The 20,153-nt window shown below is 58.5% G+C and carries 16 protein-coding genes and 2 pseudogenes; 5 read left to right on the plus strand and 13 right to left on the minus strand.

Annotation, left to right across the window (positions count from 1 at the left end; genetic code table 11):
• Positions 1-180: 180 nt before the first annotated feature.
• The 4 genes and pseudogenes from PDO_RS24340 to PDO_RS24360 all read right to left on the minus strand — a co-directional run bounded on the left by PDO_RS24340 (position 181) and on the right by PDO_RS24360 (position 6,213).
• Positions 181-2,397: a copper-transporting P-type ATPase gene (locus PDO_RS24340; protein WP_007608076.1), complete on the minus strand. Its 2,217-nt coding sequence runs from the start codon at positions 2,395-2,397 to the stop codon at positions 181-183.
• Between the two features lie 13 nt (positions 2,398-2,410).
• Complete coding sequence (locus tag PDO_RS24345; RefSeq protein ID WP_007608078.1) at positions 2,411-3,880, minus strand: multicopper oxidase family protein; 1,470 nt, start codon at positions 3,878-3,880, stop codon at positions 2,411-2,413.
• Positions 3,881-4,922: 1,042 nt separating this feature from the next.
• Positions 4,923-5,316 (minus strand): annotated as a pseudogene (locus PDO_RS24355) (MerR family DNA-binding protein).
• 255 nt (positions 5,317-5,571) lie between these two features.
• Positions 5,572-6,213, minus strand: coding sequence for a TetR/AcrR family transcriptional regulator (locus PDO_RS24360; RefSeq protein ID WP_007608082.1), 642 nt, complete (start codon positions 6,211-6,213; stop codon positions 5,572-5,574).
• 243 nt (positions 6,214-6,456) lie between these two features.
• On the opposite strand from PDO_RS24360, the gene PDO_RS24365 reads away from it, so the two are divergent.
• Complete coding sequence (locus PDO_RS24365) at positions 6,457-7,758, plus strand: amidohydrolase family protein (RefSeq protein WP_007608084.1); 1,302 nt, start codon at positions 6,457-6,459, stop codon at positions 7,756-7,758.
• Positions 7,759-7,774: 16 nt separating this feature from the next.
• Here PDO_RS24365 and PDO_RS24370 read toward each other — a convergent pair whose 3' ends face one another.
• The 8 genes and pseudogenes from PDO_RS24370 to PDO_RS29505 form a co-directional block, all read right to left on the minus strand.
• The gene (locus PDO_RS24370; protein WP_007608086.1) at positions 7,775-8,197 is read right to left on the minus strand and encodes a VOC family protein; all 423 of its coding nucleotides are present in this window, start codon (positions 8,195-8,197) and stop codon (positions 7,775-7,777) included.
• A 17-nt stretch (positions 8,198-8,214) separates the two neighbouring features.
• A complete protein-coding gene (locus tag PDO_RS24375) occupies positions 8,215-9,555 on the minus strand; it encodes a thymidine phosphorylase (protein WP_007608089.1) in 1,341 nt (446 codons plus the stop codon).
• A gap of 10 nt (positions 9,556-9,565) precedes the next feature.
• A complete protein-coding gene (locus PDO_RS24380; protein WP_007608090.1) occupies positions 9,566-11,089 on the minus strand; it encodes an amidohydrolase family protein in 1,524 nt (507 codons plus the stop codon).
• 8 nt (positions 11,090-11,097) lie between these two features.
• Positions 11,098-11,913 carry an ABC transporter permease gene (locus PDO_RS24385; protein ID WP_007608092.1) on the minus strand — a complete coding sequence of 272 codons (816 nt, stop codon included), beginning with the start codon at positions 11,911-11,913 and terminating at the stop codon, positions 11,098-11,100.
• On the minus strand, positions 11,913-12,806 hold the full coding sequence (locus PDO_RS24390) for an ABC transporter permease (protein WP_037075361.1): 894 nt from the start codon (positions 12,804-12,806) through the stop codon (positions 11,913-11,915). Before PDO_RS24390 ends, PDO_RS24385 begins: the two co-directional genes overlap by 1 nt.
• A gap of 32 nt (positions 12,807-12,838) precedes the next feature.
• Entirely contained in the window at positions 12,839-13,927 is a 1,089-nt protein-coding gene (locus tag PDO_RS24395; protein ID WP_007608096.1) for an ABC transporter ATP-binding protein, read from the minus strand.
• A gap of 70 nt (positions 13,928-13,997) precedes the next feature.
• The gene (locus PDO_RS24400) at positions 13,998-14,981 is read right to left on the minus strand and encodes an ABC transporter substrate-binding protein (RefSeq protein ID WP_037075363.1); all 984 of its coding nucleotides are present in this window, start codon (positions 14,979-14,981) and stop codon (positions 13,998-14,000) included.
• Positions 14,982-15,041: 60 nt separating this feature from the next.
• A pseudogene (locus PDO_RS29505) lies at positions 15,042-15,230 on the minus strand (twin-arginine translocation signal domain-containing protein); the annotation flags it as partial.
• A 623-nt stretch (positions 15,231-15,853) separates the two neighbouring features.
• On the opposite strand from PDO_RS29505, the gene PDO_RS24405 reads away from it, so the two are divergent.
• The 3 genes from PDO_RS24405 (at position 15,854) to PDO_RS24415 (ending at position 18,047) form a co-directional block, all read left to right on the plus strand.
• Positions 15,854-16,690 carry an alpha/beta fold hydrolase gene (locus PDO_RS24405; RefSeq protein ID WP_192814392.1) on the plus strand — a complete coding sequence of 279 codons (837 nt, stop codon included), beginning with the start codon at positions 15,854-15,856 and terminating at the stop codon, positions 16,688-16,690.
• A gap of 104 nt (positions 16,691-16,794) precedes the next feature.
• Positions 16,795-17,253 (plus strand): Rid family hydrolase, encoded by a 459-nt coding sequence (locus tag PDO_RS24410; RefSeq protein ID WP_007608100.1) that lies wholly within the window; start codon positions 16,795-16,797, stop codon positions 17,251-17,253.
• A 74-nt stretch (positions 17,254-17,327) separates the two neighbouring features.
• On the plus strand, positions 17,328-18,047 hold the full coding sequence (locus PDO_RS24415; protein WP_037075372.1) for a gamma-glutamylcyclotransferase: 720 nt from the start codon (positions 17,328-17,330) through the stop codon (positions 18,045-18,047).
• A gap of 39 nt (positions 18,048-18,086) precedes the next feature.
• On the opposite strand, the gene PDO_RS24420 is transcribed toward PDO_RS24415, so the two are convergent.
• Positions 18,087-18,986 carry a LysR family transcriptional regulator gene (locus tag PDO_RS24420; protein ID WP_007608104.1) on the minus strand — a complete coding sequence of 300 codons (900 nt, stop codon included), beginning with the start codon at positions 18,984-18,986 and terminating at the stop codon, positions 18,087-18,089.
• 116 nt (positions 18,987-19,102) lie between these two features.
• Between PDO_RS24420 and PDO_RS24425 the strand changes: the two genes are divergently transcribed.
• Positions 19,103-20,035, plus strand: coding sequence for a VOC family protein (locus tag PDO_RS24425; protein WP_007608107.1), 933 nt, complete (start codon positions 19,103-19,105; stop codon positions 20,033-20,035).
• Positions 20,036-20,153: the final 118 nt, after the last annotated feature.

Below are 20,153 nucleotides of genomic sequence, written 5' to 3' on the forward strand. Positions count from 1 at the left end.
GAAATTCAAGCCGTTTGTGTGACGGCGACAGCGCAGGGACAGGAATAGGGATTCCCATACTGGTAAGGTCAAGAGGCCATAAAGAAGATTCTTGAATTGCTCGGGACGCATGACAGCCCGAGCAGCATCCTCGGTTGACGGTTCCACGAGCCGTCAACCGAAGCACTCACAGGGCTTAATTCACACCTGAATCCGCCGCAGTCTCAACGAATTGCCGATGACGCTCACGGACGACAGTGCCATGGCAGCCGCGGCGATGACGGGAGACAACAAAAGGCCGAAGGTCGGATACAGCACACCTGCTGCAATTGGTACACCCGCTGCATTATAGAAGAAGGCGAAGAACAGGTTCTGGCGGATGTTGCGCATCGTCGCGTGGCTCAGCTTGCGCGCCCGAGCTATGCCCTGTAGATCGCCTTTCAACAGGGTCACGCCAGCACTTTCGATCGCGACGTCGGTTCCCGATCCCATGGCGATCCCGACATCGGCCGCAGCCAGCGCCGGGGCATCGTTGACCCCGTCGCCGGCCATCGCCACAATCCGGCCCTCCTTGCGCAGCCGTTCGACGATCGCGCTCTTATGTTCGGGCAAGACCTCGGCTTCGACCTCGGAAATGCCGAGCCGGCGGGCCACGGCGTGAGCCGTCGTCTTATTATCGCCCGTCAGCATGACGACGCGCACACCTTCATCGAGTAATGTCTGTACAGCCGCCGGCGTCGTGGTCTTGATCGGATCGGCAATGGCAATAAGACCGCCGACCCTTCCATCAATGGCCACGAACACGACGGTTGCACCTTCATTGCGCAGTTCCTCGGCCCGAGGCGTCAGATCCGATACGACGATACCAACTTCCTCCATGATCCGATGGCTGCCGATCACAATCCGCTTGCTGTCGACAATGCCTGTCACGCCCTTTCCAATCGGACTGTCGAAATCCTCGGCTTTGCCAAGCGGCAGCGCGCGTTCGTTCGCAGCATCGACGATGGCGGTCGCGAGGGGGTGCTCGCTTGCGCGTTCCAGCGTTGCCGCAAGCCGCAGAAGTTCCGTCTCCGAAAGGCCGTTCGCGGTTTCCACCGCCGTCACCTTCGGCTTGCCTTCGGTCAGAGTTCCGGTCTTGTCGACCACAAGCGTGTCGACCTTCTCGAAACGCTCCAGGGCTTCTGCATTCTTGATGAGCACGCCCATGCCTGCACCTCGCCCGATACCGACCATGATCGACATCGGGGTTGCAAGCCCGAGGGCGCAGGGGCAGGCGATGATCAGGACCGCGACCGCGGCGACCAGGCCATGGGCGAACCGGGGTTCCGGTCCGAAGATCATCCAAGACGCGAAGGCCACCACAGCGATCAGGATCACCGCGGGAACGAACCATCCGGAGACTTGGTCAGCCAGCCGTTGGATCGGCGCGCGCGAGCGCTGCGCCTCGGCCACCATCTGAACGATCCTCGACAGCATCGTGTCATGGCCGACCTTCCGGGCCTCCATGACGAAGCCGCCGGTCTGGTTCATTGTTCCACCGATGACGAATGCCCCGGCCTGCCTGGTGACAGGCATTGACTCGCCAGTGATCATCGACTCGTCGAGCGAGCTTCGGCCCAATATCAGCACGCCATCGACGGGAACCTTCTCTCCGGGGCGCACACGCAGACGGTCGCCGACCACGACTGTCTCAAGGGCTACGTCTTCGTCTGTCCCGTCAGGTCGAATGCGTCGTGCGGATGTCGGAGCGAGGTCAAGCAGCGCGCGAATAGCGCCTCCAGTTTGCTCGCGGGCCCTGAGCTCCAGCACCTGCCCCAGCAGGACCAGCACCGTGATGACGGCCGCCGCCTCGAAGTAGACTGCTACCGAACCGTCGGCGGATTGGAAGGTCTCGGGAAAGAGGCCGGGTGCCGCTGTTGCAACAACGCTGTAGACCCAGGCCACACCTGTGCCCATGGCGATCAACGTAAACATGTTGAGGCTGCGCCCGACCAGCGACTGCCACGCCCGCTCGAAGAACGGCCATCCGGCCCACAGGACCACTGGCGTCGCAAGCGCAAGCTGCAGCCAGTTCGAAAGCTGCGCTCCGATCAGCATGTGGAGATTTGTCAGATGCCCGCCCATCTCAAGGGCAAGCACCGGCAGCGACAGCGCGAGCCCGATCCAGAACCTGCGGGACATGTCCAGAAGTTCGGCGCTCGGGCCTGTTTCGGTCGACGGCATTTCAGGTTCGAGCGTCATGCCGCAGATCGGGCAGTTGCCTGGCTCAGGCCGGCTGATCTGGGGATGCATGGGGCAAGTGTAGATCGTGCCCGGGCGGGGTGCCGCGGGGACCGTCCGGGGTTTTTCTTGATGAGTGTGTCCACTCGTCTTTCCGCCGTCGCCGTGATGGTGGTGATGATCGTGATCGTGTGTCATGACGTCCTCCGGTTCAGCGCGCGCCATCATAGGCAACGAAGGACATCATCCCAGCGGCCATGTGGTACAGATGGTGGCAATGGAGTGGCCAGCGCCCCGGATTTCTGGCATCGAACTCGACAGCCACTTCGGACATCATTGGCAACATCACGGTGTCGCGGACCGCTCCTTGAATGGCGGTGCTATTGATACCGACGACCTGAAAATGATGACCATGCAGGTGCACGGGATGCGACATCATCGACATGTTGCGCATGGTGATCCGGATCCGATCGCCCGCGGTCACGTTCAATGGCTCCGATGTCTCGATAGTCCAGGCATAGGACGCCATATCGCCCACAAGGGTTGCACTATATTGACGAACGGGCGGGCGGCTTTCAAGTGGTGCGGCGGCCCGCAGCTTTGCCTCCAGGGAAAGATCGAGGATCGGCGCCATTTCCGATCCCTTTACCGATACCTTGGTGACGGCCGCGTCCGCAGTCGCGAGGACGACGCCGGTCTGCTCGGCGGCACCTTCGCGGAGCGCCAGGATTGGAAAACTGCCCTGCTCGGAGGGGAGTTGCAGCCTGATGTCGAGACGCTGGCCCATGGAGATCGGGAACCGCCTTCCCTCGACGGGCACGACGTCCTGTCCGTCCACGGCGATGAGCGATCCGGCGAGTGCCCCCGTGTCGATGATAAAGGCGGTTGCCGTCGCTCCGTTGATGATCCTGAGCCGGACGCGTCCACCCTTCTCGACGCGAACGACCTCCGGATCGTCGAGTGTTCGGTCATTGGCAAGATAGGCATCGTATTCGATATCATTGAGATCCATGCCGGCCATGCCCGGCATCGCCATGCCCTGATGGTTCATCGGCATTTCGCCGCCTTTCATCATGGGTATCATTTTCTGTATCATGCCCTGATGGCCCATGTTCATTCCGCCATGGTTTGAGCTACCGCTTGTCAGTCCGGCGAGCAGTTCCTCAGGCGATTTGAACGAGAAATCGTGAAGTAAGATAACGACGTCCTGCTCATCGCGGGCCAGATCCTCGGCCGTGCGGACAATGAGAGGTGCGGCAAGTAGATTCTGTTCCTGCAAGGTATGGGCATGCATCCAATGGGTCCCGCCGCCGCCGACCGGGAAGCGGTATTGCCGCGTTTCCTTGCCCGTCAGAAGCGCTGCTGGATTGTCTGGAACACCATCCATATCCCAAGGCGGCGTCAGGCCATGCCAATGGATAAGCGTGCCTTCGTCCGTGTCGTTGGCGAGCCTGACATTGAAGTCTGCACCGGCAAGGAGTTCCAAGCCGGGCTTTCCGCCAGGTCCTTTCAACCCGAAGACACTGGCCGCTCTGCCGTTGATTTCAAGCGTGCGCTTGGCGATGACGAGGTCCTGGGATGAGGTGGCCGCGTGCGCGCGGCCGACGAGCGAGGTGTTGAAAAGGGGATAGGTCGCGGCTGCACTGGCGACGAATGCCTTGAGAAGTTGACGACGATACATGATGGGTCTCTCGATCTGCGTCGGAATGGCCGACACTGCTGATGAATTTCATGTGCCCGCTGGCGCGGACGCTGCATCAAGCGATCAATCGCGGTGGCTCGAAGCCGGGACGCGGTGTCCTTCCGGACAGGGAGGGGGACTGTATCGTAAAGGAAGCCCCGGAGAATTCTGTTTCAACGGTGGTGGCCGAAATCGCCGCTACGCCTACGCATGCCACGCACATAGCGCTGCAACACGCTTTTGGGGTCGTATCCGATTGATGGTGCGATGCCGGTGCCTCGGCGCTATGTGTCTGAGCGAGCTCCGGGCAGGCCTCAAATCTCGCATGTGCCATCGGAGTGACGACAAGCATCGCGAACGCCAGCAAAGCGGCGCTTACGATACGCAAGGCATTCCTGGCTGTTGTTCGTTCCATGACATTCCAATCCCGGACAGGCTCATATTAACCTGTACGCACCTTACATCTTTGACCTGCATCAAGTGGGTCGCGCGTAGGGATTGGGCTGGGCTGTCCGTGCGATTACCAGTTCCGGAACGTTTGCTTGGATTGCTGCGTAAGCTGCTCGTGGAATAGCTCTTACGTTGCTACGCGAGAAGAAAGATGCCGCATCCCAGCTCGGATGCGTATTGGGCTGTGAAATTTGCAGCGGTTGTGCTTCCACTAGCCGTTTCGCCACCGCTTAGCCGGTGCTGCCCCAAACCGTCCTGTCCGAAAGCGTTGTCAAGGGACAGGACGGCATGAAAAGGCGATGGCAAATGCCGCAAAGACTATCCCGTACCCTTACGGGCGCCAGCTGGCTACCCTACAGGCAAAGATCTTGGCAGCTAAGCGTCCGCGCTGTCTGTCGCATCTGATCGAAATCCTCATGTTCTCGGCCCCAGAACGCGAATGCAGGGCGGCGAGGCCACGTTGGACGGCCCCTTGGCTAATTAGGTCGATGCCGCGCGAGGAGCACAATCGATGTCCGCCGAACATTCCTTTCATCTGATGCATCAAGCGTGCACAAACTGCCATGCTCGTTTTCGTATGATGGCGGACTGATCAGACAAAGTTTGCTAAGCCGAACTTGGACGGCACACCTGGACCATTCCCTAGGGTTTCAGGAAAGCCTTCGATGATCGGGCAGTCCCGACGCACGTCGCCATGGCAGTGGCTGGCCAGATGCTTCAAAGTCTTCGTCATCGCCGCGATTGCCGCTGCCTTGCGCTCGAGTTCACCGATGTGTTCAAGAGCGATCGCCTTGACGTCGGAGCTTGCCGCGAGCGGTCCCGCTATAGGGCCAGCAGCGTCTTCATCTGTTCGACAGAAAACCGAGGTCACGAGCACGGCGAAAGAATCGAAGCGTATGGACGTCGCATTCGCCGTATGTGCGGTAGCCTGACTCGGTACGGAGCGCAGGTGTGATCAATTTGATCTGTTCATGGTAGCGGATCATTTTGGTTGAGACGCCCGAAGTTACGTTTGAAAGGCTAAAAATGTGGCTTAGAGGTCGTTGGTTCGAATCCTTTCAAGGTGAAAATTCTACCATGTCCGGCTGGTCCCGCGGTATTCCCAGCTTGGATAGTCGCAAGTTTCGGCGAGCCTCTAGTCGCCAAAGATCCATAGAAACTTTCATCAAGGATTGCATCGTCCTGAACGGAGATGACCTCTCTGTTGAGAATATTAGAAACCAGTTATATATAGGAGCGGATCAGCAAGGCCCGGCGAATGGGATGACCCCGCTGACGATTGAACTCACGATTGTCTCCGCTGCCATCTCGTGATCTTGCTCGGAGATAGAATTGCGGCGAAGTGCGTCGCAGGCGAGTGGTTCGAAATCGCTGTAGAACTGGGTCGCTCCCCAGAGCATGATGAAGAAATGCCGCGCGTCAATTTTCACCATCCGCCCTTCCTGCATCCACTGGTCAAGAACCGCAACATATTTATCGGTGGCCGCTCGCATGTGAGCGCGATCCTTTTTACTCAGGAAGCGGGCACCGTGTATGATCTCACTCGCGAAAAGCCGTGATTCCCGCGGATTTTCACGCGCATATATAAGCTTGGCCCGAACGTAGTCACGCAGCGCATCGGCGGGGTCCCTGTCGACACTCAACTTTGACAGCGCCTCATCCCATCCCACAATCAGGTTTGTAATTATCGTAGAATAGATCTCCTCCTTCGAGGAAAAGTAATAATAGATGTTTGCTTTTGGCAATTTCGCCAGATCGGCGATCTCGGCAATCCTGGCGCCGTCGAAACCCTTACGGGAAAACACATCCGTAGCTACATCGAGGATGATCCTAATATTGCGGGCGCGGATCTTCTCGTCGAGCGTGTCCGCTGTCCGGGCCATGATCTATCCTTTCCGCCGAGGCATTTGCCACTGGTCTTCATTTCGCAGCGATATAAACGAGCTGCCGTCCACGGGGTAGGTGCAAAGCGCTGCATTTCCTGCTGTTGGGGTCATCTAAAAAATTGACGACTTGGTCAGGTTACATCTAGTCTGCTGCCATAACAACGACCGGATCCGACAAAGGAAATCGGCAATCGATGCTCAGTCTGGGGAGTGACACCGCCAACATGTCCGGAGCCAACAATGACCTTCGATCTACTCGTCAAGAATGCCAATCTCCCCGATGACCGAACCGGCATCGATATCGCTATTTCCGGTGGCAAGATCGTCGCGGTCGAAGCAGGGATCACCGCTGAGGCGGGCCGCGTGATCGACGCCGGTGGCAAACTTGTGACCGCACCTTTCATCGACATCCATTTCCATATGGACGCGACGCTGTCGCTCGGAACGCCGCGCCTCAATCGCTCCGGAACGCTGCTCGAAGGCATACGGCTCTGGGGAGAGCTCAAGCCGCTCCTGACGAAGGAAGACGTAATCGAACGTGCTTTGCGTTACTGTGATCTTGCCATATCCCAAGGCTTGCTGGCTGTCCGCAGCCATGTCGATGTCTGCGACGACCGGCTGATCGGGGTCGAGGCGCTTCTCGAAGTCCGCGATCTCGTGAAGGACTATCTCGACCTGCAACTGGTCGCCTTCCCGCAGGACGGCTTTTATCGTTCGCCGACGGCTGCGAACAATCTCATCCGGGCGCTCGACATGGGCGTCGACGTAGTCGGCGGCATTCCGCATTTCGAGCGGACGATGGAAGACGGACGCCTTTCGGTAAAGGCGGTTTGCGAAATCGCCGCCGAACGCGGGCTGATGGTCGATTTGCATTGCGACGAGACCGATGATCCGATGTCGCGGCATATCGAGACGCTCGCGTATGAAACCCAGCGGCTTGGGCTTAAGGGCCGGGTAGCGGGATCGCACCTGACGTCCATGCACTCGATGGACAATTATTATGTCTCGAAGCTGCTGCCGCTCATCGCCGAGGCGGAGATCCATTGCGTGCCGAATCCGCTCGCCAACATCGTATTGCAAGGTCGGCACGATACCTATCCGAAGCGGCGCGGGATGATGCGGGTGCCGGAGCTGATGGCGCTCGGTGTCAATGTCGCCTTCGGCCAAGATAGCTGCATGGATCCCTGGTACTCCTTCGGCAGCGCTGACATGTTGGAAGTTGCGCATATGGCGGTCCATACCGGCCAAATGACCAGCCGCGATGCGGTGAAATCCTGTTTTAAGGCGATTACAGAAAATCCGGCAAAGACCTTCGGCCTCGAAGGTTACGGCATAAAGGTCGGCTGCAATGCCGATCTCGTCATACTCGAGGCGCGCGACACGATCGAAGCGGTGCGGATGAAAGCCAACCGCCTTGCCGTCTTCCGCCGCGGCAAAGTGATTGCCGAAACCGCGCCGCGTACCGCGACGCTTTCACTCGAAGGCCGGCCGGCAACGATCGAGCCCTGGCGTTACGCGCCGGTCGAAGCCGAAGCCAACTGAGAAAAAGACGGGCGGCTCAGAAATTCCCCACCGAGCCGCCATCCTTCCAGGCGTAGATTTCCCAAAGCTCGTCGTCGGGGCCAATGAAATAGGCACCCCGTGCATTCCAGACATAGTCAGCGGGCTCACGATAGAAGGGCACGCCCTTGTCCTTCAGTTCGGCATAGGCAGCATCCACTGCATCCGGCGACGACACGCGCACCGCGATGCAGGCCTTGTGCGGCCCTTCCGCTTTGGCATTCGAGACACCGGTATTGTCGCTCAGATGATCGATTTCCCAGCAGGCGAGCGTCAGGCCGGCGCCGTTGAATTCGACAAAGCCCTCGGCCTGACGATTGATTTCGAAGCCGAGCTTTCCGGCGTAAAAATCGATCGAGCGCTGGGTGTCCCTGACGAGGATGCAGATGTCGGTGATCGCGTGTTCCTGGGCGAAAGCCATGGTTCTCTCAGCTCTTGTTAAACGAGGGTGGAAAGGCGGCCAGTGATGACCGGCCGGCGGTCCGGCTTTGTCGAACCGATGGCGATTGCAGCGGTGATCGCTCTGGCCGCGGTATCGAAGTCGGCCTGAGAGCGGCAATGCAGGATGCAGAGAGGTTCGCCTTCCGAAATCGCATCGCCGATATGGACCATTCCCGTCAGGCCCACATCCTGGTCGAGAAGATCGCTCGCCAGTTTCCGGCCGGCGCCAAGGCCGACCATTGCGATACCAACCGCATAGGCATCCACTTTCTCAACGAAACCGGTGGCCGGCGAAGGAAGCGGGGCGATGATGGGAGCAGCGGGGAAATAGGCATAGGGATTTGCGGCAAGGTCTTCCGGGCCGCCGAGCGACGTTACCATGCGCTGGAAACGGTCGAGCGCCGAACCATCGGCAAGGTGCGCTTCCGCCAGATCGGTTGCTTCATCCTTCGAGGCCGCGAGCCCCACCATCACGAGGATTTCGGCAGAAATTTCTATTACCAGCGCCCGGATGCGGCTTTCCTGCTTTCCGCCGGACAGGAAGTCGATCACCTCGCGCAGCTGAAGCCGACTGCCGATCGCATCGCCCATGATCTCGTCCATCTCGACGATCGGAGCGACCATGGGCAGGCCGGCGATACGGGCGACGGCGATCAGGCTTTGCGTCAAAACTTCCGCTTCCGCATAGGTCGGCATGAAGGCGCCGGAGCCATAATTGACGCTCATGACGAGGCCGGAAACGCCGGCCGCGAGTTTCTTCGACAGGATCGAGGCGGTGATCAGCGGGATCGATTCCACTGTCGCGGTGACATCGCGGACGTAATAGATTGCGGCATCCGCCGGTGCGAGCCGTGGCGTCGGGCCGATGATTGCGGCGCCTGCAGAGACAACCGCCTGGCGAAACATTTCCGTCGATGGCGCGATCGCTACGCCCGGCATCGCTTCCATCAGGTCGACCTCGCCGCCGGTATGTCCAAGCCCGCGGGCGGAAATCATCGGCATCGAAACACCGCAGGCGGCCACGAGCGGCGCCACGATCAGGCTGACATTCTCGTCACCCGTGCCGCCCGTCGAGTGTTTGTCGATGATGGTTTCTGGCGCGATACCGCTTCCCGACCAGTCCACCACGTCGCCGGAATCACGCATCGCGAGCGTCAGGGCGGCCGTTTCCTGCGGCGTCATGCCGTTGAGGAAACAGGCCATGGTGAAAGCCCCGATCTGGGCCTCTGAAACCTCGCCGGCTCCGATGCCCTCGATGAAGCGGCGAATATCCGCGTCGGACAGAATTTCCTGATTGCGCTTGGCACGGATCACCTGCGCCGGAAGAAATAGGCTCATGCCGGCGTCCTCAATGATTAGCGCCGCGCCAGAGCGGCAGGTCCCCCTGATAGCGGTTCATGCCGATGTCCTGGATCGTCGCGCGACGATACATTTCGCGCATATAGGGCTCGAATCGGGCATTCAGCCTTTCGAGTTCGGCGTGTTCGGACATATATGCAGGCAGGAGTTCGCGCAGTTCGGCAAAAACTGCCTTTTCATCGACGGTCAGCAGTCTGCCATCCTCGACGACGATCTCGCCATTGACCACGACCATTTTGATGTTCGAACCGTTCTCGCAGTAGACTAGGTGGTGGTCCAGCCTGTTCATCGGCATGTAGTCGTAGCCGGAGATTTCGAGCATGATGAGATCGGCGCGCTTGCCGACTTCAAGCGAGCCCGTAACCTCGTCAAGCATCGCGGTGCGTGCGCCCTCGATCGTCGCGGCGCGCAGCACTTCGACCGCCTTCATCCAGCAGTCGGTATCTGGGGCGGCCACATCGTGGAGTAATGCCGCGAACCGCATCACGTCAAAGATCCGGGCGGTGTCGTTGCTGGAAAGCCCGTCCGTGCCAAGGCCGACATGGACGCCGGCATCGAGCAGGCGACGGATCGGCGCGATGCCGGAGCCGAGCTTCAGGTTGGAGACGGCATTGTGGGCAACTGAACAGCCCGCCGCACCCATCTGCGCCATGTCGTCATCGCTGACCCAGATGGAATGGGCGATTGTCGTATTTGGCGTCAGCAGCCCAAGCTCGTGCATATACCCGATGAGGCTCTTGCCATAGAACTCGGGACCGGTCACAGCCTGTGTCTTCGTCTCCAGCACATGGGTGTGATATGGTACACCCTTGTCTTGCGCCAGCGCCACGCAGGCCTGCATCATCTCGACCGAGCAGCGTTGCGGCGCGGAGGCCGAGATCATGAAGCCGAGCCGTCCGGCGCGGCCATGCTGGGACGAGAATATGTCTTGGCAATAAGCCATGTATTCCGCCGTGGTGATCGACGGGCCTTCGACCTCTGCCTGCAGGCTGGCCGGCACGATGTCCCGAAGATAAGGTATGGTGTCGAAGACATGTTTGTCGATCACGCAATGAGATACGTTTGCCCTTATGCCGGCATGATCGTAGGCGTCATAGACGAGCTTCAGGCGCCTCGCTTCAAAGCCGGGTGGATCGAAGAAATCATCGACCAACGTCGTGACACCGGCTTTCAGCGATTCCATCGCCGTTAGCAGACTGCGCAGGTAAAGCAGCCTTTCCGGGATGGGCCCTTTCATCAGGATCGGGTAAGAATAGAGCATCCAGACTTCGAGCGGTGTGCCCTGGTAGCGGCCCTTGAAGAAGGTTTCCGAGGAATGCAGGTGAGCATTAACAAGGCCGGGCATGACAAGCTTGCCGGACGCTTCAATCACGCGCGTACCCGGTGGCATGGGAAGATCCGTGCCGATCGCGGAAATCCGGTCGCCTTCGACGAGAAGGTCGCCCGTAAATGGCGTGGTGCCATGGATCGTGTCCATGGAGAGAAGTGTTGCGTTCCGGAAGAGGAGGTTCATGGGATACTCTATGATTGCTTTTCCGACTTGCCGACCAAAAGCGGCAGCAGGACCAGTTCGAGGCCAATGAGAACGAGGCAGGAAATGCCGAAAACGATGGTACCGATAGCATTCAGCGACGGATCGATGGCGGCGACGAGAACCGAATAAATCGCTACCGGCAAGGTCGGCTGAAAGCCCGAAACAAACCAGGCGATGATGAATTCGTCGAAGGAAAAGGTGAAGGCGAGCAACCAGGCGCCGAATATGCCAGGCATGGCAAAGGGTAGCACGACCTTCACGACGGTCTGCCATTCGGTCGCGCCGAGATCCCAGGCTGCTTCCTCCAGCGAAGCCGGCATCTGCGCCAGACGCAACTGGATGATGGCCAGCGCAGGCGCGGTGATCAGCACGACATGGGTGAGGAAAACGGCAAACAAAGTGCCGGACAAGTGAATGCGTGCCAGAAGCCCGAGGAAACCGACGCCTAGGATAAGCGGCGGGATCAGGATCGGCAGTGTCAGCAGCGCCAAGAAAGTCGTTTTTCCGCGGAAAGTGAAGCGGTTGAAGGCATAAGCCGCAAAAAAGGCGATCCCGGTAGCAATTGTCGCTGCGGCCGGCGAGACGATCATCGTATTGCCGAGCGCATTCAGGAGCGCGCCATCGGAAAAGAGCTTGTCATACCATTGCAACGTAAAACCCTGCAGCGGGAAGCCCGGAAAGCGGTTCTTCTGGAAAGAAAATAGGATCAGGACCACAAGCGGCAGGAACATGAAGGCATAGGCGATGCCGAGCCAGAGGCGTCCAAAAAATATCCACGGGTTGGCTCTGGAGGTTGGTGGCATCAGCTTGTCCTCTGTCGGGCCCGATCCGCGGCCACGAAGCCTGCGGCGAGCGCCAGAACCATGACGACGATCAGGATGGTTGCAAGCGCCGAGGTTCGCGGCAGGTTGGTGGAGCTCGAATAGTCCGACATGATCATCGAGGCATAGGTCGGCAGCTTGCCGATGATCGAGGTGCCGGCGCCGCCGCCGAGCAGATTGCCGGAAAGTGCATCACCGAGCGAGACGATAACGGCAAAGCTTGCGGCGGTCATCAACCCGAAACGGGACAATGGCAGGATCACCCGGGTAAAGGCTTGCCAGCGTGTGCAGCCAAGCTCGCGCGCCGCCTCGATCAGCACCCGGTCGATGGCAAGAATGCTGACATATAGGATGACGATCAGGATCGGTGCCAGATAGTGGATGAGGCCGATACGGGTGGCGATCTGGGTATAGATGACATCGATCCGGTAGTCGGCAAGTCCGAACTGTTTCAGGACCGAGTTGATGACACCGTTGCGGGACAGGATCGTCTGCCAGGAATAAAGCCGCAGCACGTAGCTCGACCAGAACGGCGCGATTGCAAACAGCAGTGCCAGCCGCTGCCAGCGGTCAGGCACGGCAAAGGCGATCGACAGCGCCACTATGTAGGACAGGATGGTCGCAAAGAATGCAGTGGTGATCGCCACCCAAAGCGACTGGATCAGCGCCAGTCCATAGCGCGATTTCGAGAAGAAGCTCGAGAAAATTTCCATGTAGTTATTGAGCGAAAAATCCGGAATAGTCTGAAAATTCTCGACGCGCCAGAAGCCCATCCAAAGCAGGAAGATCAGCGGCAGCAGGAAGAGCACAGTGAGCCAGACGGCCAGCGGCGTCAGGAACCAGATCTTGAGTGGGCTGTCATTTGGCGTTCTCATGGGCTTTGCCGTGGTGGGTGTCTCGACTGGCGTCATGCGGCCCCCCGGATCAGTGAGGCATTTGCCGGCGAGAACCAGACGGTTGCCGGCTGGTTGATTTCGAGCGGAAGGACCTGCGGCAGTGTCATCTTCACCTCGGTCCCGTCAACAAGATCGAGAAGGTAGATGTTGTGAGAGCCGGCATATTCGCGGCCGCGCAGCGTGGCATCAAGTCGGTTTTCACCGGCGACGCCGGTCGGAGCCGGCCTGAGCTTGTCGGCCTGGACCACAACGAAGACGGAGGCGCCGACTCGCGGCGGATCATCGGTAGAAACCTCGACCTGGCCATGGGCACAATGGACGATAACCCTATCGTGTGCGACTTCCTGAATGCGTCCGGCGAAAAGATTATTTGTGCCGACGAAACGGGCGACGAATTCCGTCTTCGGCCGGGCATACATTTCTTCAGGCGCATCTATCTGCTCGATGTGACCCTTGTTCATCACCACCACGCGGTCGGCCATCGAAAAAGCTTCCACCTGATTGTGGGTGACATAGATGAAGGCCATGCCGAGCTGCTTCTGTATGCGCCGCAGTTCGCCTTGCATGCGAATTCTCAGATGAGCGTCGAGCGCGGAAAGTGGTTCGTCGAGCAGCAGGATTTCCGGCTCGGTAACCAGCGCGCGGGCAAGCGCCACACGCTGCTTCTGGCCGCCGGAAAGCTGGCTGATCTTGCGGCCCATCAGGTCGGACAGGCCGACAAGCTCGGCCATCGCCTTTACCTTGCCGGCGACAACCGCCTTGTCATAGGGCTTCAGCGTCAAGCCGAAGGCAATGTTGCCGGCCACGTCGAGATGCGGGAAGAGCGCGTAGTTCTGCCAGACCAACCTCGTGGAACGCAGGTTCACCGGCACATCCGAAACGTCTGTGCCGCGGATATGAAGCTGGCCGGACGAGGCTGTCTCAAGCCCCGCGAGAATGCGCAGAAGGGTCGTCTTGCCGCAACCGGAAGGCCCCATGATCGCCACGAACTCACCGCGGCCGACCTTCAGATTGATGCTGTCGACGGCCGTGAAGGTATCGAAGCGCTTAGTGATCGACAGGAGTTCGAGATCAGGAGTTGAAGTTGCGGCAGATGTCATGGGAAGTCCCGGAAACGAGGAGATGGCGCCCCGCACGATGCGGGACGCTTGAGCTCAGCAAAAAGTACGATCAGGCCGTCTTGAACTCGTTGAACACGTCGATCCACGCCTGTTCAGGCTGGTTTGCCGGCAGGCCGCGCGGCATGGAGCGGTCGATCAGCGTCTCGACCAGCATCTTGCCAGGGTTGGCCGGGTCCGGAACGTAGGAGAGAAGTTTCTTCTGGTCGTCGTTCCAGTGGTCGACGATCTTCATGTTCGGGCCGCGAGCCTTGAACGCCTTGGTGTAGACGAGCTTCGACTGGACCTTGGGGGAGGTCATGTACTTGACCCATTCCATCGCCAGATCCTTGTTCTTTGAAGCCGAGCATACGCAGGCGACTTCCTGCCAACGGATGCCGCCCTGCGTGGGAATGGTCGAGGAGAAGTTGTCGTAGCCGGCGAGCTTGAGGTCTATGTCGAGGTCGCCGGTCGGCGAGGCGAAAATGTCGCCGGCCAGCATGGCCTGGGCGATCGGCTGGTTGGAGGAACCGAACATGCCGATCTGAGGGCGCAGCTTCGTCAGGAATTCCTTGACCTTCTTCAGCTGGTCGTCGGTGATCGCGTAAGGCGTCTGGTTGCCCGGATTGACGGCAAGGCTGGCATTGCCGAGGTTCGGCAGGTACCAGTCGAACATGCCGATCTTGCCCTCGTATTTCGGATCGAGCAGCGAGTTCCAGTCGGCAGCCTGCTCCGCCGACATCTCGTCGGTATTGTAGGAAATGCCGTAGAACGAGAAGCGAGTCGGGATGCCATATACCGTGCCGGCGGTCTCGCCCTTGGTAGGAGCAAAATCGCGGAATTTCGGGTGGTAGTTGGCAAGCTCAGCAAAACCGTCGGTCTTGTAGGCTTCGATCGCCTTGTTGGCCTTCAGCTTCTGGACGTATTCAGCATCAGAAATGATTGCGTCGAAAGTGCCGGGCGCGGTCTGGGCGAAGAACTGCAGCATCTGCTCGCCGCCGATGTAGATCTTGAACTCTACCTTGGTCTTATGGAGATCTTCGAACTCGGCGATCACGTCTCTTTCTTCATAACCCGGCCAGCAAAGAACGCGTAGCGGTTCAGCTGCATGGGCTTGGCGAGAGAATATAGTGAAATTTCCGAAGCTCGCGGTTGCTGCTCCTGCGGCGACGCCTCCCAAAAGCGAGCGACGCGAGATCTGGCTTGATTGTGAAGAAGTGTCTTTTGGCAGCTGAGGCTTGTTGGTCATGACGTTCCCCTGATGGCAGTGTTTGCACCGCCTGAGTGGATGCAAATTCCATGCCATACGCTTATATGTATGATATTATTGATTTATTCAAAAACATAGCGAAGCGCTTTGGTAGCAGTCAGATTAAAAGCTGACCATTTGGTCAAAAAATTACCGATTGGTTTCGAACCGATATGAAGGCCATTAAGATTGGGGGCAGCGGTAAGATGAAGGGCTCTGCCTAAATTTTGAAGCGACCGCCTCTTCCGGAATGGTTGCTAGAATTCGGTTAAGGTGAATGGCGCAGCGAAAGCAACATGTCCTCGGACGCTTGGCCAGCTGCGTTGTATAGGCAATTCGAGCGGTATGCGGCCCCCGCAGCGCAGCCACTCTCTCACTCCACGTCATCAAAGCGACAATGCCTACTATTGCGAAATCGGCAATAAATTCGAAATTATTCTCGCAATTGTGAGCGGATGCATCTGGTGGCAACATCAAGCCATCAGACGAACACAGCGTCGCCTGAAGTTTTCAATCACGAAATCGCAGGATGCGAAATGACCCAGAACATTTCTTCCATGACACGCAGAGGCATGCTGTTTTCCGCAGGCGCTGCCGCATCGACTGTCGCAATTTCTTCCGCTCTGAGCTTCGCAACCAATGCTGCTCTTGCCGCAAATTCAATCGAAGGAAACAAGACCATGAGCTATGTAACCACTGCAGACGGCGTCGAAATCTTCTACAAGGACTGGGGCCCGAAGGACGCCCAGCCGATCGTCTTCCATCACGGCTGGCCGCTCTCGTCGGACGATTGGGATGCCCAGATGCTCTTCTTCCTTGCTAGGGGATACCGCGTCGTCGCCCATGATCGTCGTGGACATGGCCGGTCGGCCCAGGTTTCCGACGGTCATGACATGGACCATTACGCTGCCGACGCCTTTGCCGTCGTCGAAGCGCTCGACCTGAAGAATGCCATCCATATCGGTCACTCCACCGGCGGCGGCGAAGTTGCCCGTTATGTCGCAAGGCATGGTCAGCCCTCTGGCCGCGTCGCCAAGGCCGTTCTCGTCTCGGCCGTTCCACCACTGATGGTCAAGACTGACACCAATCCGGAAGGACTGCCGATCGAAGTGTTTGACGGTTTCCGCTCTGCTCTCGCCGCCAATCGCGCGCAGTTCTTCCGTGATGTCCCGGCTGGGCCGTTCTACGGCTTCAACCGTGACGGCGCGACGGTGCAGGAAGGCGTGATCCAGAATTGGTGGCGTCAAGGCATGATGGGCGGCGCGAAGGCTCATTTCGATGGCATCAAGGCCTTCTCCGAAACTGACCAGACGGAAGACCTGAAGGCGATCAGTGTACCGACCCTGGTGCTGCATGGCGAAGACGACCAGATCGTTCCGATTGCTGACGCTGCCCATAAGGCAATCAAGCTCTTAAAGAATGGAACGCTGAAGACTTATCCCGGCTTTTCGCACGGCATGTTGACGGTCAATGCCGATGTCCTGAATGCCGACCTACTGGCATTCGTTAAGGCTTGATCGGCACTGGTGACGGGTGCGGCCTCCCACGCACCTGTCACCTCGTGAACTGCAGGATTCACAAGCGCTTAAGCGCGCTGCCCTCCACAGCGAAGGAAACTGTCATGACGAAAACTAAATCTGCCAAGAAAGTCGCCAACCTCGGCGTCGCCTGGGAGCGTGCGTTCGGATACGTGCAAGCCGTGCAGGTCAAGGACACGATCTATATGTCGGGACAATTGAGCCACGACGCAGAAGGCAAGCTTATCGCCCCTGCCGCTCTCGACGCAAACGGTCGACCTGCAGATTTTTCGCAAATGGAGGCGCAGATCCGTCAGACCTATATCAATGCCCGGACGCTGCTTGCCGAATATGGTGCGACACTCGATGATGTCGTTGAAGAGACACTGTTCGTTCTCGATGTCCCAAGCGCGTTTTCCGCCGGCTCTAAGGTACGCAAGGAGATGTACGGGACGGATATGCCGCAGTGCGCCAGCAACCTGATCGGAGTGACAGCGCTGGCGTTCCCGGAACAAATCGTGGAGATCACCTTCCGCGCGGTGATCGACGGTCCCGCAGACTAATCCGACAACATTCGACCACGATCCGCCGGACGCGACGATGGTCCGGCAGTATTCTCGTTGAAACTGGTAGCATGATGCCAAAGACCCCCACCGCCAAGATACGTGTTCCTGTCGCCATGCAACTGACCACTGACCTCGTTGCAAGAACACTCAGAGTTGTCGAAGACGAAGGCCCGGAACCCAAATGGACTCCAATTTCGTCCCAGAAACTCGATGAACTCGTCAGCAGAGTTGAGCGGGAGGCCGGCGACGATGAGATATGGGTGTTCGCTTACGGATCACTGATGTGGAGCCCGGGGTTCGGCGTATCCGCCAGAGAGGAAGCTGTTGCTTACGGATGGCACCGTGCGTTTTCGTTGAGAATAGAGCGGCTGAGGGCCACCTCGGATGCGCCTGGCCTTATGCTGGCGCTTCACCCGGGAGGAAGTTGTTCTGGCCTCATCCTTAAACTGCCGTGCGCGACGAAGAAGCGGGATCTGCGCACGCTTCTGGCGCGCGAGATACGATATGCCGAGGTGTGCGACATGGTCAGATGGGTCTCGGTCAGGACGCCGACAGGTACACGCCGTGCCCTGACGTTCTGGGCAAGCACGAAGCAATCTCAGCTCACGGAGAAAATCTCTCTCACCGATGCAGCGGTGCTGATAGCCCAAGCCTGCGGACCTGCCGGTTCCTGCGCGGAATATCTGCATCGGACGGTTGCTGACCTGGCGGACCGCAACATCTATGATCGAAACCTGTGGCAGCTCCAGAAAATGGTCGCCGCCACACTGCGCGCTTTACCTGAAGATTGAGCGCAGTTCTGAAGTTTCTGAACGATGCGTAGAGACACGTTAGTCCAGCATCACCATGTGCGCAGGAACTTGCTCTTCAAAAAATTTCGAGAATGAGGCGATCCGGGGCGGTAGCGCTTGATAGGGCGGATAGAACAAAGTCAGCCAAAGATCCGGCGGTGACCATCCCTTGAAGACATGGACGAGGCGGCCGCTCCTGATGTGGTGGGCAATGTTGAATCCCGGCAGGAGCGCAACGCCTGCTCCGTCGGCAGCCATGTCTGCTAGGACCTCGCCACTGTTGGCGCTGAATGCCCGACCCGCCGAAATGTTCATGCTCGATCCACCATCAGATAGTACCCAGTTCTCGCGGCGGCTTTCACCACTATAGGCGAGGCAGTCATCTGGGTTCAGTTCGTTCGGGTGCTCCATGTCGACAAACCGGCTCCCTGGTGCCGCGACCAGGATGCGCGGCACGACCCTGATCTTGCGCCAGATCGTAAACTTGTCGGAAGGTTGCGATGAAATACGGATTGCCAGATCGTAGTCATCGTCGACGATGTTTACCAGCCCATCCGACAACGAGATCTCGAAACTCATTTTCGGAAAGCGTTCCTTGAACCCTGACAGGATCGGCGGTAGCACGGTCTTGCCGAACCAAGTCGGCGCACTGATCCGCAGGCGTCCCTCGTCACTCTTGTGCGCATTCATCACTTCGCGGCGTGCGTCTTCCAACGCCTTCACTGCGGGCTGGATCTGTGCGGCGAAAATCGCGCCGTCTGTGGTCAGGGATACCTGGCGCGTGGTGCGCACGAAGAGTTGTACTCCGAGCTCTGCCTCAAGTGCTGCGATGGCACGGGTGACGGCTGCGGGGGTCATGTCCAGCTCGCGGGCGACCTGGGCGAAATTCCGCTTCTCGGCGGCGAGGAGGAAGGTCCGAAGTGCTTTGTAATCGTTCATGCCATTATTTCAATAATTGAAATTCATTCTGAAGGAATATTGCAATTCCGGACGTTGATCAACAGGCGTAGATTCAAGTCAGCAAATGAACTTCAACGCGATCGAAAGTCATCGTCATGATCAAGGATATTAAAGGACTGCATCACGTAACCTCGATGGCTTCGGATGCCCGCCAGAACAACCGTTTTTTCACGGAAACACTTGGCCTGCGCCGGGTGAAACAGACAGTCAATTTTGACGACCCGAGCGTCTACCACCTGTATTACGGTGACGAGAACGGCTCTGCCGGAACGGTCATGACCTATTTCCCGTTCCAGAACATGATGTTGGGTCGTCCGGGTGTCGGTGAGGTCGGCGAGACACAGTTCTCCGTTCCGAAGGGTTCTCTGAAGTTCTGGCAGGATCGGTTCGCCGCTCAAGGCGTAGATGGTCTGGAAACGGACACCGTCTTCGGTGACAACCGCCTTCGCTTCATGGGCCCGGATGGTGATGGTCTCGCACTCATCGAGTCCGCTGACGACACCCGCGCTCCATGGCTGGCAGATGGCATTCCTGCCGAGACAGCCATCCGCGGCTTCGCGGGCGCGCGCTTCAGCCTGCATGAGACAGCAGCTACGGAAGAGCTCCTCGGCTTCATGGGATACCAGCGAGCCGAGAAGCAGGGCGATGTCACCCGTTTCATCATTCCGGACGGCAACGGGGCTGATACGATCGATCTCGCGGAGCTGCCAAAGACTGCCTTTGCTCGCCAAGGCGCGGGATCGGTCCACCATATCGCCTTTGCCGTCGATAACCGTGAGAAGCAGCTTGAGGTGCGCAAGGCCTTGATGGACACTGGGTATCAGGTAACCCCGGTCATCGACCGCGATTATTTCTGGGCGATCTATTTTCGCACACCAGGCGGTATCCTGTTCGAAGTCGCGACCAACGAGCCGGGCTTCAATCGCGATGAAGACACCGCGCATCTCGGAGAAGCACTGAAGCTGCCGAGCCGATACGAGGAATTCCGGAACCAGATCCAGGCCAACCTGGTGCCGCTGGCTGCCTGACAAATCCAGTCAAACTTTTAGCCTTCGCAAGGGATTAATTGAGTTCGAGACTACTGCTTGCGCGAGTTTCGATGGAGAAACGCCAATGGATCAATTGGGAGCGATCAGAGCCTTTGTT

This window comes from Rhizobium sp. PDO1-076, from assembly GCF_000247475.1.
Classification (GTDB): domain Bacteria; phylum Pseudomonadota; class Alphaproteobacteria; order Rhizobiales; family Rhizobiaceae; genus Allorhizobium.

Bases quoted from the DNA above. Each gene is read 5' to 3' on its own strand.
- PDO_RS24340 (WP_007608076.1), bottom strand. From the start codon at position 2,397: ATGACACACGATCACGATCATCACCACCATCACGGCGACGGCGGAAAG.
- PDO_RS24345 (WP_007608078.1), bottom strand. From the start codon at position 3,880: ATGTATCGTCGTCAACTTCTCAAGGCATTCGTCGCCAGTGCAGCCGCG.
- PDO_RS24360 (WP_007608082.1), bottom strand. From the start codon at position 6,213: ATGGCCCGGACAGCGGACACGCTCGACGAGAAGATCCGCGCCCGCAAT.
- PDO_RS24365 (WP_007608084.1), top strand. From the start codon at position 6,457: ATGACCTTCGATCTACTCGTCAAGAATGCCAATCTCCCCGATGACCGA.
- PDO_RS24370 (WP_007608086.1), bottom strand. From the start codon at position 8,197: ATGGCTTTCGCCCAGGAACACGCGATCACCGACATCTGCATCCTCGTC.
- PDO_RS24375 (WP_007608089.1), bottom strand. From the start codon at position 9,555: ATGAGCCTATTTCTTCCGGCGCAGGTGATCCGTGCCAAGCGCAATCAG.
- PDO_RS24380 (WP_007608090.1), bottom strand. From the start codon at position 11,089: ATGAACCTCCTCTTCCGGAACGCAACACTTCTCTCCATGGACACGATC.
- PDO_RS24385 (WP_007608092.1), bottom strand. From the start codon at position 11,913: ATGCCACCAACCTCCAGAGCCAACCCGTGGATATTTTTTGGACGCCTC.
- PDO_RS24390 (WP_037075361.1), bottom strand. From the start codon at position 12,806: ATGAGAACGCCAAATGACAGCCCACTCAAGATCTGGTTCCTGACGCCG.
- PDO_RS24395 (WP_007608096.1), bottom strand. From the start codon at position 13,927: ATGACATCTGCCGCAACTTCAACTCCTGATCTCGAACTCCTGTCGATC.
- PDO_RS24405 (WP_192814392.1), top strand. From the start codon at position 15,854: ATGAGCTATGTAACCACTGCAGACGGCGTCGAAATCTTCTACAAGGAC.
- PDO_RS24410 (WP_007608100.1), top strand. From the start codon at position 16,795: ATGACGAAAACTAAATCTGCCAAGAAAGTCGCCAACCTCGGCGTCGCC.
- PDO_RS24415 (WP_037075372.1), top strand. From the start codon at position 17,328: ATGCCAAAGACCCCCACCGCCAAGATACGTGTTCCTGTCGCCATGCAA.
- PDO_RS24420 (WP_007608104.1), bottom strand. From the start codon at position 18,986: ATGAACGATTACAAAGCACTTCGGACCTTCCTCCTCGCCGCCGAGAAG.
- PDO_RS24425 (WP_007608107.1), top strand. From the start codon at position 19,103: ATGATCAAGGATATTAAAGGACTGCATCACGTAACCTCGATGGCTTCG.